The 17772-nt window shown below is 43.2% G+C and carries 11 protein-coding genes and 3 rRNA genes; all 14 read right to left on the reverse strand.

Annotated features, from left to right (window positions below):
- Entirely contained in the window at positions 1 to 1296 is a 1296-nt protein-coding gene (yfmH, locus tag CEF16_RS05425; protein WP_091580669.1) for an EF-P 5-aminopentanol modification-associated protein YfmH, read from the reverse strand.
- Complete coding sequence (yfmF, locus tag CEF16_RS05430) at positions 1293 to 2567, reverse strand: EF-P 5-aminopentanol modification-associated protein YfmF (protein WP_091580672.1); 1275 nt, start codon at positions 2565 to 2567, stop codon at positions 1293 to 1295. The genes yfmH and yfmF overlap by 4 nt, the downstream gene beginning before the upstream one ends.
- 32 nt (positions 2568 to 2599) lie before the next feature.
- Entirely contained in the window at positions 2600 to 4960 is a 2361-nt protein-coding gene (locus tag CEF16_RS05435) for a DNA translocase FtsK (protein WP_091580674.1), read from the reverse strand.
- Positions 4961 to 5153: 193 nt separating this feature from the next.
- The gene (locus CEF16_RS05440) at positions 5154 to 5366 is read right to left on the reverse strand and encodes a YlzJ-like family protein (protein ID WP_091580677.1); all 213 of its coding nucleotides are present in this window, start codon (positions 5364 to 5366) and stop codon (positions 5154 to 5156) included.
- Positions 5363 to 6145: a ClpP family protease gene (locus tag CEF16_RS05445; RefSeq protein ID WP_091580679.1), complete on the reverse strand. Its 783-nt coding sequence runs from the start codon at positions 6143 to 6145 to the stop codon at positions 5363 to 5365. Before CEF16_RS05445 ends, CEF16_RS05440 begins: the two co-directional genes overlap by 4 nt.
- Positions 6146 to 6573: 428 nt before the next feature.
- A 5S ribosomal RNA gene (gene rrf / locus CEF16_RS05450) occupies positions 6574 to 6690 on the reverse strand.
- 131 nt (positions 6691 to 6821) lie between these two features.
- Positions 6822 to 9761, reverse strand: a 23S ribosomal RNA gene (locus tag CEF16_RS05455).
- Positions 9756 to 9956 carry a hypothetical protein gene (locus CEF16_RS23190; RefSeq protein ID WP_141395263.1) on the reverse strand — a complete coding sequence of 67 codons (201 nt, stop codon included), beginning with the start codon at positions 9954 to 9956 and terminating at the stop codon, positions 9756 to 9758. Before CEF16_RS23190 ends, CEF16_RS05455 begins: the two co-directional genes overlap by 6 nt.
- A gap of 94 nt (positions 9957 to 10050) precedes the next feature.
- Positions 10051 to 11619: ribosomal RNA gene (locus CEF16_RS05460) — 16S ribosomal RNA — on the reverse strand.
- Together the 16S, 23S and 5S rRNA genes form the textbook arrangement of a ribosomal RNA operon.
- A 361-nt stretch (positions 11620 to 11980) precedes the next feature.
- Complete coding sequence (locus CEF16_RS05465) at positions 11981 to 13651, reverse strand: ribonuclease J (protein ID WP_091583146.1); 1671 nt, start codon at positions 13649 to 13651, stop codon at positions 11981 to 11983.
- 159 nt (positions 13652 to 13810) lie between these two features.
- Positions 13811 to 14680, reverse strand: coding sequence for a 4-hydroxy-tetrahydrodipicolinate synthase (gene dapA, locus CEF16_RS05470; RefSeq protein ID WP_091583143.1), 870 nt, complete (start codon positions 14678 to 14680; stop codon positions 13811 to 13813).
- A 70-nt stretch (positions 14681 to 14750) separates the two neighbouring features.
- Entirely contained in the window at positions 14751 to 15983 is a 1233-nt protein-coding gene (gene dapG / locus CEF16_RS05475) for an aspartate kinase (protein ID WP_091583140.1), read from the reverse strand.
- Between the two features lie 12 nt (positions 15984 to 15995).
- Positions 15996 to 17048 carry an aspartate-semialdehyde dehydrogenase gene (gene asd, locus CEF16_RS05480; protein WP_091583137.1) on the reverse strand — a complete coding sequence of 351 codons (1053 nt, stop codon included), beginning with the start codon at positions 17046 to 17048 and terminating at the stop codon, positions 15996 to 15998.
- 126 nt (positions 17049 to 17174) lie between these two features.
- On the reverse strand, positions 17175 to 17771 hold the full coding sequence (locus tag CEF16_RS05485; RefSeq protein ID WP_091583135.1) for a dipicolinate synthase subunit B: 597 nt from the start codon (positions 17769 to 17771) through the stop codon (positions 17175 to 17177).
- Position 17772 lies beyond the last annotated feature (1 nt).

The following is a 17772-nucleotide window of genomic DNA, read 5'->3' on the forward strand; positions in this document are numbered from 1 at the left end:
TTAATTCGCCTGCTTTTGTATTATTTGTGAAACAGAACGTGTACTTTCTTCAAAATGGGTTTCCAGCATTTGATTTATTTCATCTATTGTTATTTCTTCTAAAACCGGAATGGCTTCAAACAAATGAATATTGTGAAACGCAAAACTCGTATATTGATTTGCAACAAACTCAAGTGAATTCAGCTGTTTTAAAAAGTTACCGATTTTTTTCTTTCTTACCCGTTCGAGCTGGTCTTCAGATAAACCTTTGTCCCTGGCATTGTCAATTGTTTGAATAATACGTTCTTCCAATTTATCAGGCTCTTTTGTATCGCCTCCTACTGCTAGAAAAGAAAAGGAGCGTTCCGCTGTAAACTCTGTGGAAAAAGAATCGTCAATCAATCCATCTTCGTATAAAGCTTCATACGCATCAGAACCTGGACCAAACAATGCATCAAGCATTAACTGCATGGAAAATTCATATTTCAGCAGTTCTTTCCCCTCTAACTTACTGGCATTCACTTTATATCCGACCATACATTTTGGCGTGTTCACACTCATTTTTGCAACCGATTTATCATTTTTTACCTCTTTTGGCTCACCGTCAAAGATCCGTTCAATTTCTTCAGGCTCTTTAAATGATTTATTGTTTTGGTTATTTCGTACCAATTCAATAATCTGATCAGTCTGCACATCTCCAGCAACAAATAAAATCATATTAGATGGATGATAGAACGTTTCATAACATTCGTAAAGGTCTTCTTTTGTAATCTCATAAATCGAATCTGCACTGCCTGCAATATCAATTTTTACCGGGTGTTTATGATACATACTGCCAAGCAGATTAAAAAATAACTGCCAATCAGGATTATCTTCATACATTGTAATTTCCTGCTCAATAATTCCTTTTTCTTTCTCAACCGTTTCATCCGTAAAATAAGGGTGCTGAACAAAATCAAGCAAAGTCTCTAAGTTTTTATCCGTATCCTGTGTACTTGAAAATAGATATGCTGTCTTTGTAAAACTTGTAAATGCGTTTGCTGAAGCTCCCTGTTCTCCAAAGGTCTGAAACACATCGCCTTGTTCATCTTCAAACATCTTATGTTCAAGAAAATGAGCAATGCCGTCTGAGACCGTTACTGCTTCTTTTTTTCCAATAGGTACAAAGTGATTATCAATCGATCCATAATTTGTTGAAAAAACAGCAAATGTTTTATGAAAATCTGGTTTAGGAAGAACATATACTGTTAAACCATTATCGAGCTGCTCATTATAAATTGTCTCTTGCAACTGGTCAAATGTTTTCTTGTTTGTCATTTTGCAGCCTCCTCACCGCGTAAAAAGTAACATGTATCCAATTCAACAGTAGCGGCTCCTTCTATAACATCTTGCTTTGTAACAGAATCAATTGCTTTTACCCATTCTGATAAATCCCGTTTTTTATCTGCAGCTACGCTTTGAGAATATAGATCGACAATACCTCTTGCAGAGTCTGCTGTTTCAAGCAATTGATTTTTTACCATCACTTTTGTTTGTTCAACAGACTCGTCGGTAAAATGGCCTTGTTTCATATCATCTAACTGTTTTTTTATAATATCCACCGCTTTTTCATATTTAGAAGCTTCAATGCCTGCAAAGACTAACACCAATCCTTTCAGGCTCTCATACCTTGAAGCAGCGTAATAAGCCATGCTTTCTTTTTCTCTTACGTTCATAAACAGTTTAGAATGAGGAAAACCTCCAAATAAACCATTCATTACTTGCATTGCTGGAAAAAGGTTATCAGCAAAAGTGATAGACGTTCTATATCCTAAATGGAGTTTGCCTTGTTGAATATCATCGGTTTCCGTTATTTCTTTTGGCTCTTTCGCTTCGCTGTCATTTCCTTCATTCATCGCCTCTTCTGTTTTAGAAGTGACAGAAAATATAGAAACTGCCTCTTCTGCTTCTTCTGCTTTCACATCTCCAACAATATATAGGCGGATGTCATCTTCTTGAAGCATTCGCTTATATTCCTGCATTAAAGTCTCAGAAGTGACCTCGTCTACTTTTTCCATCTCACCATATGGGTGAACAGAATATGGTTCATCTTTGCACATTTCTTCTAACAAACGTTTATTTGCATACCGAATTTTATCATCATAGATGGATTCCATTCTCTGTTTTAGCGTACGTTTTTCTTCTCGTATAACTTTCTCAGAAAAATTTCCATTTTCATCAAGGTATGGATTTTCAAGCACTTCACGCAAAAAGGACAGGCTTTTTTTAAACAAAGGGACTTTGTCTTTTAAGAATTTTTCATTTGCTGCCTCCAGCCGCAGCGAAAGGAGATGATTTTCTCCTTTTCTTTGAACATCTGCCTGAAAAGATGCTCCATACAGCTCATCTAAATAAAGCCTGATTTGCTTTCGAGAAGGGTACTCGTTTGTTGCGCTTTTTAACACACTCGCTAAAAGTGATCGTTCGGTTGCTGTTTTTTGTGTTAAACTGCTTTTTATTTGTAACACAAAAGTCGTGGTTTTGTATTTTGGAGTGGATACCAAATGTACATCGAGTCCATTCTTATTAATAACTTGTTCTTCTAACATATTGGTTCATTACCTCCTTGTTTTTACAGCTTTTAGCGCGATGGCATCTCTTCATTATTTTGATCGCTATGTTGACTGACAAGAACCTCTCTTGGTTTACTTCCTTCATAAGGCCCTATAATACCCCGCATTTCCATTTCATCAATTAACCTGGCTGCACGTGTATATCCTATTCGAAATCTGCGCTGCAGCATGGACACGGATGCACTTTGCATTTGCAGTACCAATTGAACAGCGTCGTCATAAATTTCATCACTTACTTCTTCTTTCACTTCTGGTTTATCTTCTGGAATCATTTCTTCCTGATAGATCGCTTTCTGCTGAGAAATGACGGCATCCACTACCGTTTCCACCTCTTCATCAGATACAAACGCCCCTTGTACCCTTGTTGATTTGTTCGCTCCTACCGGCTGAAAAAGCATATCCCCTTTTCCTAACAGTTTTTCTGCCCCGGATGAATCTAAGATCGTTCTAGAGTCGGTTTGGCTTGAAACACCGAAGGCAATTCGAGAAGGAATATTTGCTTTGATTACTCCTGTAATAACATCCACCGAAGGACGCTGCGTTGCAATGATCATATGAATACCTGCTGCCCGTGCCATTTGAGCAAGCCGTGTAATAGCATCCTCCACATCGCTTGAAGCTACCATCATTAAATCAGCAAGTTCATCTACTAGTACAATAATATATGGAAGCTCTGGCTGTTTTTCCTCTTCCTTTTCATTTTGCTTTTTAATGAGTTCATTATACCCTTCAATATTTCTCGTTCCAGTGTGGGAAAATAAATCGTAACGTCTTTCCATTTCTGCTACGACTTTTTTAAGCGCCTGTGCAGCTTTTTTTGGCTCGGTAACAACAGGGGTAAGCAAATGCGGTATCCCGTTGTATACATTTAATTCAACCATTTTAGGGTCAATCATCATGAGTTTTACTTCATGCGGCCTTGCTTTCATTAATATACTTGTAATAATACCGTTAATACAAACACTTTTACCGCTGCCAGTAGCCCCTGCAACAAGTAGGTGCGGCATCTTATGCAGAGACGCCAGTACAGGTTCGCCCGAGATGTCACGACCTAATGCTACAGCAAGTACATGATCTTCTTTTTGGTAACCTGCTTCTAATACTTCTCTTAACGTAACCATCGCTACTTCTTGGTTAGGAACTTCGATACCTACAGCTGCTTTTCCTGGAATCGGAGCTTCTATCCGTATATCTTTAGCAGCAAGAGCGAGTGCCAAATCATCGGCTAGATTGACTATTTTACTGACTTTCACTCCCGTATCAGGCTGCACTTCGTACTTTGTAACAGCAGGGCCTAAATGCACTTCATTAACACGGGCCTTTACTCCAAAGCTATGCAATGTTTCTTCTAATTTACGGGCATTAGAGGAAATTAGCCCACGCTCTTGATTTTGCGTATTATGCTTTGGAGTACCAAGTAAATGCAGGGCTGGCAACTCATAGTCTTTATTTTCTTGTTCATGTGATATTAACGGTGTTTGTTCTTCTTTGCCTCCTTCTTCCTGATTGCTTATTGTATGAGATGGCTTTGGTTCTTCTTTTGTCTCAGCTTGATTGGATCGTTCTTTCTTTTCTATTTCTCCACCTTGATAAGCTTGTTCGGCAAAATTATAGATAACAGGTTCTAGTGCTTCCTCCTTTTCAGGAGATTGATCGGCTGATTTATTGTTATGTTTTGAAGACGTCTCTTGTACACCTTTTTCCTTTTCAACTTTTCTTCGTTCTAAAGCTTCTTTTCGCTGCTTTGTTTTAGTTTGTATAGAAAGCACTGCTTGTTTTAATTTTGGTCCGCTTTTTTTAGAAATATACTGAATAATATCCTGAATCGAAAGACCAGTAATAAGTAAAAAAGAAAGGATAAATAATAAAACAGCTATAACTCTTGTTCCGCCGGCATCAAATAAAAACTGCGTCGTAACAAACAGTACTGCCCCAGCCATGCCTCCGCCTAGGTCTTCCACACGCCCGCTGTCAAAGGGATCAAGAATAAATAACTCCCAAGTTGTTACAAGCGCCGAACTTTCCTGATATTCACCAAGGCTTCCCAGATTCTCAAACATTTGTACGTGACTTAAAAGCAGTAATGTAATAATAGCTAGATAAACTCCGCTTAATCGCTTCCCAAATAAGGTTGGAATCTTTCTTTTTATAATTAACGCCGCTGCTAAAATTAATATCCCTATATTTATTAAAGGGGACCATTCACCTGCAATAAAACGAAAAAGGGACAATGTTACTTCCCCTGCCCGTCCTAAATGGAAGAGTGCAAGAATGCCAAAAGTGAAAATAAAAAGTCCGCTCAATTCATATTTCATTTGTGCCTTCCAATGTTTGGAAGACCTTTTTTTACGCTTAGATTTTTTTGCCATTTTATCACCTCGAACCTTCCGATGCTGATTAGTTGCAGAAAACGGCATGTATTATCCGAGAAAAATACTTAAAAAATGTTAACCACAACGAATTGGGCTGCCTCATGCGAGAAAATATCGGAGACAGCCCTCTTTGTATGACTATTCTTATTTTATTATAACACATTTTTCCTTCATTTCCTTCAAAAAAACATTATTCTCCTGTCCATTCTATACCTGGTTGGTATTTTTGCAATAAATAATCATGAGGATTTGAACTATGAAGAGAAACGACCTTCCAAGTGAAGTCATCTGTTTTTTCAATAACGAGCGTACCGTTTTCAATATTCACCTGCCTTTTATTGTTCCAAGCATTTTCATCAGGTGGAAAAATCGAATCCATGGAAAGCGGAGTATAGAGAATCATTGCAGCATGTCCCCATTCTTTTGTTTCTCTTCATCAATAAGTTGATTGAGTTTTTTTAAAGCAAGCCCAATGCCTCCAACCTCGTCAATTAATCCATATTTCACGGCATCGGCTCCAATAACATTTGTACCAATGTCTCTTGTCAAATTTCCTTTTGCAAACATCAATTCTTTAAATGTTTCTTCTTCAATATTAGAGTGGCGGGTAACAAAACTAATCACCCTATCCTGCATTTTATCGAGATACTCAAAGGTTTGAGGAACTCCGATTACAAGTCCGGTTAATCGAATCGGGTGAATCGTCATGGTGGCTGTTTCTGCAATATAAGAATAGTCAGCCGCTACAGCAATTGGAACACCGATTGAATGCCCTCCCCCAAGTACAATTGTTATGGTCGGCTTACTCATGCTTGCTACCATTTCGGACATAGCAAGGCCTGCTTCTACATCTCCTCCAACTGTATTTAATATGAGCAGCAGTCCTTCTATCTTTGGGTTTTGTTCTGCTGCTACGAGCTGTGGAATAATATGTTCATATTTCGTTGTTTTATTTTGCGGAGGAAGCTGCATATGTCCTTCGATTTGACCCACCACCGTAATACAATGAATATTCGAATTCTCCATTTGTGCTACATTGGTTTGGCCAAGTTCTTGTATTTTATTGACAAGGCTTGAACTTTTATCATCTTTGTTTGGCTGCTGCGGTTGTTGTGGAGATGGATTAGGAGACGTTCCAGGGCTGGGCTGCTGTGGTGTGGATGGGCCTTGATTATCTGACATTTAAATACCTCCCTTATTGAATGTATTGTTAGTATGACAACCGTCCTCTTTAATCATGCATATCATTCAGAAATTAGATAACCTGAATACGGATAGGAAAAGAAAGTTGCAGGAAGAATAAAAGAGAAAAACAAAAAAACCAGAGGGAGGAATTGGAAATTTCTTTCACACAACATTTGACAGAGAGCCAATTTTTTTACGCTGGTGTTAAGAAAATATAAGAGACAGGGCAAAAAATTCAAATCGTTATTATTATGCGTATACAATAGTAAGGATATCAGTCCCTTTCTTCCATAGATCACGCTGTACTATCGGAAATTTTTATCTTCTACTTTAGCCTTGATCTTACGAAAGCTCCTATTTTAGTTTTGTTTTAAGCAAAAGCGCAAAAAAGCTGCCAGAATTCTATTCTGACAGCTTTCGTTATGGCCTGGCAGCGTCCTACTTTCACAAAGGGTTGCCCCTTCATTATCATCGGCGCTGAAGAGCTTAACTTCCGTGTTCGGCATGGGAACGGGTGGAACCTCTTCGCTATCGTCACCAGACTTTGGATGGAATCGTTTGATCATCGTCTTAGGAGACAACATCTCAACGATCCTTTTCTTGATAGGGAATTGCTCCCTCAAAACTGCACAACGAAATACATGAGCCGCTCTACGAGGCGCTTACCTTTGTTTTGGATAAGCCCTCGACCGATTAGTATCTGTCAGCTCCACGTGTCACCACGCTTCCACCTCAGACCTATCAACCTTGTCATCTGCAAGGGGTCTTACTAGCTTGGCGCTATGGGAAATCTCATCTTGAGGGGGGCTTCATGCTTAGATGCTTTCAGCACTTATCCCGTCCACACGTAGCTACCCAGCCATGCTCCTGGCGGAACAACTGGTACACCAGCGGTGTGTCCATCCCGGTCCTCTCGTACTAAGGACAGCTCCTCTCAAATTTCCTGCGCCCGCGACGGATAGGGACCGAACTGTCTCACGACGTTCTGAACCCAGCTCGCGTGCCGCTTTAATGGGCGAACAGCCCAACCCTTGGGACCTACTTCAGCCCCAGGATGCGACGAGCCGACATCGAGGTGCCAAACCTCCCCGTCGATGTGGACTCTTGGGGGAGATAAGCCTGTTATCCCCAGGGTAGCTTTTATCCGTTGAGCGACGGCCCTTCCATACGGTACCGCCGGATCACTAAGCCCGACTTTCGTCCCTGCTCGACTTGTAGGTCTCGCAGTCAAGCTCCCTTTTGCCTTTGCACTCTGCGAATGATTTCCAACCATTCTGAGGGAACCTTTGGGCGCCTCCGTTACTGTTTGGGAGGCGACCGCCCCAGTCAAACTGCCTACCTGACACTGTCCCTGGACCGGGTTACGGTCCGAGGTTAGAATTTCCGTACAGCGAGGGTAGTATCCCACCGACGCCTCCACCGAACCTGGCGGTCCGGTTTCCAAGGCTCCTACCTATCCTGTACAAGCTGTACCAAAATCCAATATCAAGCTGCAGTAAAGCTCCATGGGGTCTTTCCGTCCTGTCGCGGGTAACCTGCATCTTCACAGGTATTATAATTTCACCGGGTCTCTCGTTGAGACAGTGCCCAAGTCGTTGCACCTTTCGTGCGGGTCGGAACTTACCCGACAAGGAATTTCGCTACCTTAGGACCGTTATAGTTACGGCCGCCGTTTACTGGGGCTTCAATTCGGAGCTTCTCCCAAAAGGGATAACCCCTCCTCTTAACCTTCCAGCACCGGGCAGGTGTCAGCCCCTATACTTCGCCTTGCGGCTTCGCAGAGACCTGTGTTTTTGATAAACAGTCGCTTGGGCCTATTCACTGCGGCTCTCCAAGGCTATTCACCCTAGAGAGCACCCCTTCTCCCGAAGTTACGGGGTCATTTTGCCGAGTTCCTTAACGAGAGTTCTCCCGAGCGTCTTAGAATTCTCATCCCACCTACCTGTGTCGGTTTGCGGTACGGGCACCTCTTCCCTTGCTAGAGGCTTTTCTTGGCAGTGTAGGATCAGGAACTTCGGTACTATTATTTCCCTCGCCATCACCGCTTCGCCTAATGATGAACGGATTTGCCTGTTCATCGGCCTTACGGTTTGGACGCGCTATTCCAGCAGCGCGCTTACCCTACCTTCCTGCGTCCCCCCGTCACTCAAACGGGAAGGAGGTGGTACAGGAATTTCAACCTGTTTTCCATCGCCTACGCCTTTCGGCCTCGGCTTAGGGCCCGACTAACCCTGAGCGGACGAACCTTCCTCAGGAAACCTTGGGTTTTCGACGGAAGGGATTCTCACCCTTCTTTTCGTTACTCATACCGGCATTCTCACTTCAAAGCGCTCCACCGGTCCTCACGATCCGGCTTCTCCGCCCTTTGAACGCTCCCCTACCACGCACACCCGATGGTGTGCATCCACAGCTTCGGTGATACGTTTAGCCCCGGTACATTTTCGGCGCAGAGTCACTCGACTAGTGAGCTATTACGCACTCTTTCAATGATGGCTGCTTCTAAGCCAACATCCTAGTTGTCTAAGCAACTCCACATCCTTTTCCACTTAACGTATACTTAGGGACCTTAGCTGGTGGTCTGGGCTGTTTCCCTCTCGACTACGGATCTTAGCACTCGCAGTCTGACTCCCGGATAACAAGTCGCTGGCATTCGGAGTTTGACTGAATTCGGTAATCCTGTAGGGACCCCTAGTCCAATCAGTGCTCTACCTCCAGGACTCTTTTATCCGAGGCTAGCCCTAAAGCTATTTCGGGGAGAACCAGCTATCTCCGAGTTCGATTGGCATTTCACCACTACCCACACCTCATCCCCGCAATTTTCAACTTGCGTGGGTTCGGGCCTCCAGCAGGTGTTACCCTGCCTTCACCCTGGACATGGGTAGATCACACGGTTTCGGGTCTGCGACCGCATACTGTACGCCCTGTTCAGACTCGCTTTCGCTTCGGCTCCGCGTCTTCCGCTTAACCTTGCATACGATCGCAACTCGCCGGTTCATTATACAAAAGGCACGCCGTCACCCATAAACGGGCTTCGACTACTTGTAGGCACACGGTTTCAGGATCTCTTTCACTCCCCTTCCGGGGTGCTTTTCACCTTTCCCTCACGGTACTGGTTCGCTATCGGTCACTAGGGAGTATTTAGCCTTGGGAGATGGTCCTCCCGGATTCCGGCGGGGTTTCCCGTGCCCCGCCGTACTCAGGATCCACTCCGGAGGAAACAGCGTTTCGACTACCGGGCTCTTACCGTGTCTCGCGGGCCGTTCCAGGCCGCTTCGCCTACGCTGTTTCTTGGTAACTCCGATGGAGTGTCCTACAACCCCAGGGTGCAAGCACCCTGGTTTGGGCTGATTCCGTTTCGCTCGCCGCTACTCAGGAAATCGCATTTGCTTTCTCTTCCTCCGGGTACTAAGATGTTTCAGTTCCCCGGGTCTGCCTTCTCACACCCTATAGATTCAGGTGCGGATACCATCCCATTATGGATGGTGGGTTTCCCCATTCGGATATCCCCGGATCAAAGCTTACTTACAGCTCCACGGGGCGTTTCGCCGTTCGTCGCGTCCTTCTTCGGCTCCTAGTGCCAAGGCATTCACCGTGCGCCCTTTCTAGCTTAACCTACAAAGGTAGTTGTTCTTCTAAAACACGCCTCGAAAGTCTCACAATCATGGTCATTTACCGACCACCTTGATGAAACTCCGGTGTATTCTTTGGCTCTTGCATTCGTTATCCAGTTTTCAAGGAACAACGGACAGTGATGTCCTAACTTCGGCGTTGTCACAGGACGTGACGTACTTAGCCGAAGATCATTCATTGAGAGTTCTCCTCTCAAAATTGAATGAAAGTCACAGCGTCCGCTCCCTGGATCATGAGATCCAGCGGAGCTCGACTCGGAAAATACTCCGTAGAAAGGAGGTGATCCATCCCCACCTTCCGGTAGGGATACCTTGTTACGACTTCACCCCAATCACCTGCCCCACCTTCGGCGGCTGGCTCCCATAGGGTTACCTCACCGACTTCGGGTGTTGCAAGCTCTCGTGGTGTGACGGGCGGTGTGTACAAGGCCCGGGAACGTATTCACCGCGGCATGCTGATCCGCGATTACTAGCGATTCCGGCTTCATGCAGGCGAGTTGCAGCCTGCAATCCGAACTGAGAATGGCTTTTTGAGATTCGCTTCACCTCGCGGCTTCGCGTCCCTCTGTACCATCCATTGTAGCACGTGTGTAGCCCAGGTCATAAGGGGCATGATGATTTGACGTCATCCCCACCTTCCTCCGGTTTGTCACCGGCAGTCACCCTAGAGTGCCCAACTGAATGCTGGCAACTAAGGTTAAGGGTTGCGCTCGTTGCGGGACTTAACCCAACATCTCACGACACGAGCTGACGACAACCATGCACCACCTGTCATTCTGTCCCCCGAAGGGGAACCTTCCATCTCTGGAAGTGGCAGAAGATGTCAAGACCTGGTAAGGTTCTTCGCGTTGCGTCGAATTAAACCACATGCTCCACCGCTTGTGCGGGCCCCCGTCAATTCCTTTGAGTTTCAACCTTGCGGTCGTACTCCCCAGGCGGAGTGCTTAATGCGTTTGCTGCGGCACTAAGGGCGTCGAAACCCCTAACACCTAGCACTCAACGTTTACGGCGTGGACTACCAGGGTATCTAATCCTGTTCGCTCCCCACGCTTTCGCGCCTCAGCGTCAGTTACAGGCCAGAGAGCCGCCTTCGCCACTGGTGTTCCTCCACATCTCTACGCATTTCACCGCTACACGTGGAATTCCGCTCTCCTCTCCTGTACTCAAGTTCCCCAGTTTCCAATGACCCTCCACGGTTGAGCCGTGGGCTTTCACATCAGACTTAGGAAACCGCCTGCGCGCCCTTTACGCCCAATAATTCCGGACAACGCTTGCCCCCTACGTATTACCGCGGCTGCTGGCACGTAGTTAGCCGGGGCTTTCTGATCGGGTACCGTCAAGGTACCGGCCTATTCGACCGGTACTTGTTCTTCCCAGATAACAGAGCTTTACGATCCGAAAACCTTCTTCACTCACGCGGCGTTGCACCGTCAGGCTTTCGCCCATTGCGGATGATTCCCTACTGCTGCCTCCCGTAGGAGTCTGGGCCGTGTCTCAGTCCCAGTGTGGCCGATCACCCTCTCAGGTCGGCTACGCATCGTTGCCTTGGTAAGCTCTTACCTCACCAACTAGCTAATGCGCCGCGGGCCCATCTTGCAGTGTAAGGAACAAGTCCCTACTTTTACAATCAAATCATGCGATTTGGCTGGTCATCCGGTATTAGCTCCGGTTTCCCGGGGTTATCCCAGTCTGCAAGGCAGGTTGCCCACGTGTTACTCACCCGTCCGCCGCTCGTTCCACATGCGTCACCCCGAAGGGATCTGCTTGCTTCCCGCGCTCGACTTGCATGTATTAGGCACGCCGCCAGCGTTCGTCCTGAGCCAGGATCAAACTCTCCAATAAATTGGTTCGTCTGATACAAGCTGTATCTTACATAACAATTAAAGAAATTAACAGACGCTTGACTTTCATTCAATTTTCAAAGGACAACTTCGCCGCCTCGTTTAAAGCGACAATTAATATATTAACAACATGCTATTGATAAGTCAATAATTTTTTTTGAATTATTTTAAACAACACAGTTGAACTGTCCTGTTCATTAACTCTGCAACCTATTGTAATTATTTTTTGTAGTTTACACAACATCTAAAATATGGAAACTAATTGCACAAGTTATCATGAAAAAAATTATCTTTCATTACAGTGTAAAAAAGCTGTCCCGCTAGGAGAATACTATAGACTCACCCGTGGGACAGCTTTGTTTTTAAACTTCCATTATAATTGGAAGGATCATTGGACGCCTTTTTGTTTTTTCATATAAATAACGGCTTAACACATCACGGATATTACTTTTTAATGAGGACCATTCATTAATATTTTCACTCATGCACTTTTCAAGTGTAGCGGAAACTTTTTTATTCGCTTCTTCTAGAAGTTCTTCGGATTCTCTAACATAAACAAAACCCCGAGAAATGATATCAGGTCCAGATACTATTCCACCGTTCTTTTTGTTTAAAGTCACGACTACCACTAATATTCCATCTTCTGATAATAGTCTACGGTCCCGTAAAACAATGTTTCCGACGTCTCCTACACCAAGACCATCAATTAAGACATTTCCTGAAGGCACTTTACCTACCTGTTTCGCTTTACCGTTATCAAACTCTATTCGTTCTCCTTTATCAACAAGGAAGATATGATCTGGATCTACGCCGGCCTTTTCTGCAAGTTCACCGTGAGCGTGCTGCATCCTGTATTCCCCGTGGACAGGGATAAAATACGTAGGTTTTAAAAGATTCAACATAAGCATAAGCTCTTCCTGACATCCATGACCGGAAGCATGCACATTACGATCGCCATAAACGACTTCAGCCCCAATTTGATATAAAAAATCAATAATTCTAGAAACCGATTTTTCATTACCAGGAATGGGATTCGCAGCTATGATTACCGTATCACCACTTTCGATTGTAACTTGCCGATGGGCTCCTTTAGCCATCCGGGTTAGTGCTGACATAGGTTCGCCCTGGCTTCCTGTACAAAGAATAGTCACTTTATTATCATCAAGGTCGTTCACTTTATCTGTATCAATAAAAAGCTCGTCTGGGCAATGAAGATACCCAATATCACGTGCAATATCAATTACTTTCTTCATGGAATGCCCAACAACAGCAATTCTTCTTTGCTGCTGTCTAGCAGCGTCTATCGCTTGTTGGATGCGATGGACATTAGAAGCAAAGGTGGTAATGACAATCCGCCCTTCTGCTTCTTGAAATACTTCTTTAATTCCTTCGCCAGTAGAAGTTTCTGAAGGACTGGTACCCGGCCTTTCCGCATTGGTACTGTCCGATAGCAAACAGAGTACTCCTTCTTTACCAATGTGTGATAATTTATCAATGTCAGCAAATTTACCGTCTACCGGGGTTTGGTCAAATTTAAAGTCTCCCGTATATACGATAATGCCCTGCGGCGAATGAATACAAACACCTAGAGAACCTGGAATGCTATGGTTTACACGGAAAAAGCTTATCGGTATTTGACCGGCTTTGATCCGGCTGTCTTCATCAATTAAACGAAGGTCAGATTTTTTCCGAAGGCCTTTTTCTTTTAAGTGATCTTCTACAAGGCCTAATGTTAATTTTGTTCCGTAAACAGGAACATTTACTTTTCTAAGAATGTAAGGAAGGGCTCCAATATGATCCTCATGGCCATGGGTCAAAATAATGGCTCGAAACCGTTCTTTGTTTTGGACAATATACGAAATATCGGGAATAACAACATCGACACCGAGCATATCATCCTCAGGGAACATCAGCCCTGCATCAATCATAAAAATATCTTCATCTGATTCTACAATATACATGTTTTTGCCTATTTCACCGACTCCGCCCAGGGCAAAAACACGTATGTTTTCAATAGACTGCTTTGACAACATTATTTCCTCCTAAGGTATTCAATTCTCTAATGGATTGATACGTTCAATTTAACTACTTTATTTATTTGTACCCGGACAGATCACTTGATAGTAGTATAACTTAAATATATTAAAGAATACAAGTATATTCCAATGTTTGAAAAATAAGAAAGCCTGGCTTTACGCCAGGCTGAACCATTGTTCAAGTTGTTTTATTTCGGCTGCATTTAATGGCAGAATTGGTGATCTTGTATATTTTGAAACGAAACCTAGCTGTTCAAGCATCGCTTTAACAGGCGAAGGGTTTGGTGCGATAAAACAAGCTTTCATTTGTGGAAGAAGCTTTCTGTGGGCAGCAGAAGCTGTTTCTGTGTTACCTTTTATAAAGCTTTTTATCATTTCGTTCATTTCACTTCCAATGACATGAGCCGCAACAGACACCACTCCATGGCCTCCTACTGCCATAATTGGAAGCGTCATCGAATCATCACCACTATACACGTAAAAATGATCCTGGCTCTCTTCTATTACATAAGAGATCTGCTCTAAATCACCGCTGGCTTCTTTAACAGATGTAATGTTTGGTATTTTACTTAAATGAAGGAGCGTATCTGCCTGAAGATTAACGATACATCTTCCTGGAATATTATAGATCATTAAAGGAAGGTTTGAAGCTTTTGCAATCGTTTCAAAGTGATAATACATACCTTCTTGACTGGGCTTATTATAGTACGGGGTAACCGCCATGAAACCGTCTACCCCAAGCATAGCTGCTTTTTCTGTTAAATCTGCCGAATACGCAGTATCATTCGTTCCCGTCCCGGCAATAACAAAAGCACGGCTCCCAGCTATTTCTTTCACTCGTTTAAAAAGAAATAATTTTTCTTCTGATTTTAGAGTAGGGGACTCACCGGTAGTTCCAGCCACTACCAAACCTTCTGTACCGGTAGAAATCAAATGTTCTACCAATGGCTCAAGTGCTGGCTTATCTATTGCCCCATTCTCATCAAAGGGTGTAACCATAGCGGTGAGCAATCGACCGAAATCCAATCATGTTCCGCCCCTTTCCATCTAATCCGCCAACCAACTCAAGTCGAAGCGGCAGGATTTTACCGCCTGTTTAATCATCATTTGTGGCAGAATTATTCTGTTTTTCTAGCTGAAACATTTTATGAAGAGCAAAGACTGCTTTTTTCATGTCCTCTCCTTTCACAAGCACCCAAATGGTGGTGTGAGAATCTGCAGATTGGAAAATTTGAATATTTTCTTTTGTCAGCGCCGCTACGATCTTTGATGCTACTCCCGGAACTCCAGTCATACCTGCACCGACAGCGGAAACTTTAGCACAATTTGATAAACATTCAGGTTCATATCCTTTTGCTTGCAATACGTTTAAAGCCTGCTCAGCACGTTCATCTGGAACAGTATAAACTACTGCAGCAGGTTGGATATTAATAAAATCCACAGATATGTTGGCTTTTGCCATTTCTTGAAAAACATCTGTCTGGAGATTCAAATAATCTTTTCCTCTTACAGTTATTTGAGATAAACCCGACATATGTGCAATGCCTGTTACTGGCCGATCTTCTAAGTCTACACCTGGATCTGATCCAACCGTAATAAGTGTTCCTTCTGCTTTAGAAAGAGTGGAGCGTATTCTTATCGGAATCTTTGCCTGCATGGCGATCTCTACTGCTCTTGGATGAATCACTTTTGCGCCTTGGTAGGCCATGTTGCAAATTTCCTGATAGGTAACAAAATCGATGATAGTAGCTTCTTCTACAATACGGGGATCAGCAGTCATAATACCATCTACATCTGTAAAAATATCTACCCGTTCCGCTGTTAAGGCGGAAGCAAGTGCTGTAGCTGACGTATCACTTCCCCCGCGGCCAAGTGTGGTCATTTCTCCATTTGAAGACACCCCTTGAAAACCTGCTACTACTACAGCATCGACTTTTGAAAGCGAGTGTTCTAAGGAATGGCACTGCATATCTACAATACGAGCTTCACCAAACTCTTCATTTGTTCGAAAGCCAGCCTGAGGGCCGGTCATCGCTATTGCATCTACATCAAGTGATTGTAAAAGCTCTGTAAAAACAACGGAAGAGATAACTTCTCCACAGGAAACAAGTAAATCCTTTTCTCTGTTCCCTACGTGCGAATTTTCTTTATCAACAAGGCCAAGTAATGTATCTGTTGCGTATGGATCGCCATCTCTTCCCATCGCCGAAACGACGACCACCACTTTATAACCATCTTCTACCGCTTTTTGCACATGTCTTGCTGCCGCCAATCTCGTTTCTTCATTTTGAACAGAGGTTCCGCCAAATTTTTGAACGAGCACTTTCATAGGCAACCCTCTTTAACCCTTTAACAAATTCAATTTCACAAGGCTTTCCGCAATTTGTACCGAATTATACGCTGCTCCTTTTAAAAGGTTATCAGATACTACCCAAAAGTGATAAGCATTTTCACGATCTAAATCGCGGCGAATTCTTCCGACAAATACATCTGGAAGACCAACGCTGTCAACAGCCATTGGGTATTCTTGCTCTGATGGGTTATCTTGCAAGGTAATGCCTTTGCCATCTGAGAGCAGCTGCTTTAACTCTTCTGCGTCAGGAGAGCCCTTTTCTACTTCAATATAAACAGATTCAGAATGTCCTGTTTCTACTGGAAGACGTACACACGTTGCTGCTACTTCTAAATCATTCTGATGCATGATTTTTTTGGTTTCGTTAATCATCTTCATTTCTTCAAAGGTATAACCATTATCTTGGAATTTATCAATTTGAGGAATCGCATTAAAAGCTATTTGATAATGTTTTTTGTCACCGCCGACCGGCAGGATTTCAGGGTTAATTTCCTTTTCGTCAAGAACATCTCTAGATTGTTCTTTCATTTCCTCCACTGCAGCAAGCCCTGCTCCTGACACGGCCTGATAAGTGGATACAATTACTTTTTTCAAACCATACTTTTCTCTAATCGGCTCAAGTGCTACCACCATTTGGATAGTGGAACAGTTAGGGTTTGCGATAATGCCATTATGTTCCTTTAAGGCATTCTCGTTTACTTCTGGTACGACAAGCGGAACGTTTTCATCCATACGATAAGCACTTGTATTGTCTACCACTACAGCCCCTCTTTTTACTGCTTCGGGAGCAAGTGCTTTTGATACAGATCCACCTGCAGAAAATAGTGCCAGCTGTACACCTTCAAATGCTTCTGGTGTGGCTTCTTCAACAGTATATTCATTTCCTTTAAAGGAAATTTTTTTCCCAGCAGATCGTTTAGAGGATAGTAATTGTAGATTTTTAATAGGAAATTCTTTTTGCTCTAACGTTTTTAACATTTGTTCACCTACTGCACCAGTTGCTCCAACAACCGCTACGTTATATCCTGTTTCATTAGCCATGATTAAATGACTCCTTCCTGTTTTCGTGAAAATTACTTCCATGATAATAGTGATGGAAGCTTCGTATTTAACTGCATCTATTTTAACATAAAAGATCACGCAATAATTCGCAATAGCGGTAATCGTCTAATCTTTGAATTTTTCAACAATAACTGGCTGATATTGGCGACCAGAAAGAGCTTCTTCCAATGTTGCAGAGATATCTTCCATTCTGGCAACTAGAGAAGTAGGTTTTTTTACTGGATTATCCTGACCAAATGGAACAAAGAAAATATTTTTTGAATTCATTAACTTCAAAATATTTGGTCCGTTGAGCCCTAAAGCATCGTTTGTTGAAATAGCAAGTATTACTGGCTTACTGTTTCTAAGTGTTGCTTTTGCTCCCATTAATACGGGGGAATCTGTAATAGCATTTGCGAATCTGCTGATGGAATTGCCTGTAATTGGGGCAATTATCATTGCATCAAGCGGCGTTTTTGGTCCAAATGGTTCTGCTTTGACAATTGAATCGATGACTTCCGTTTTTCCAGAAGCTGCTTGAATTTGTTTTAACCATTTTTCTGCTGCCCCAAATTTACTATCCGTTTTTAACACAGTTGGAGTTATAAAAGGATACACATCAGCTCCTTTTTCCCGCAATTCTTTCATATAGGGAATAGCTTCTTCTAAAGTACAGTGTGAACCTGTTACACCAAAACCTATTTTCTTATTATGAAAAGGCATG

Source organism: Alteribacillus bidgolensis (assembly GCF_002886255.1).
Taxonomy (GTDB): Bacteria; Bacillota; Bacilli; order Bacillales; family Marinococcaceae; genus Alteribacillus; species Alteribacillus bidgolensis.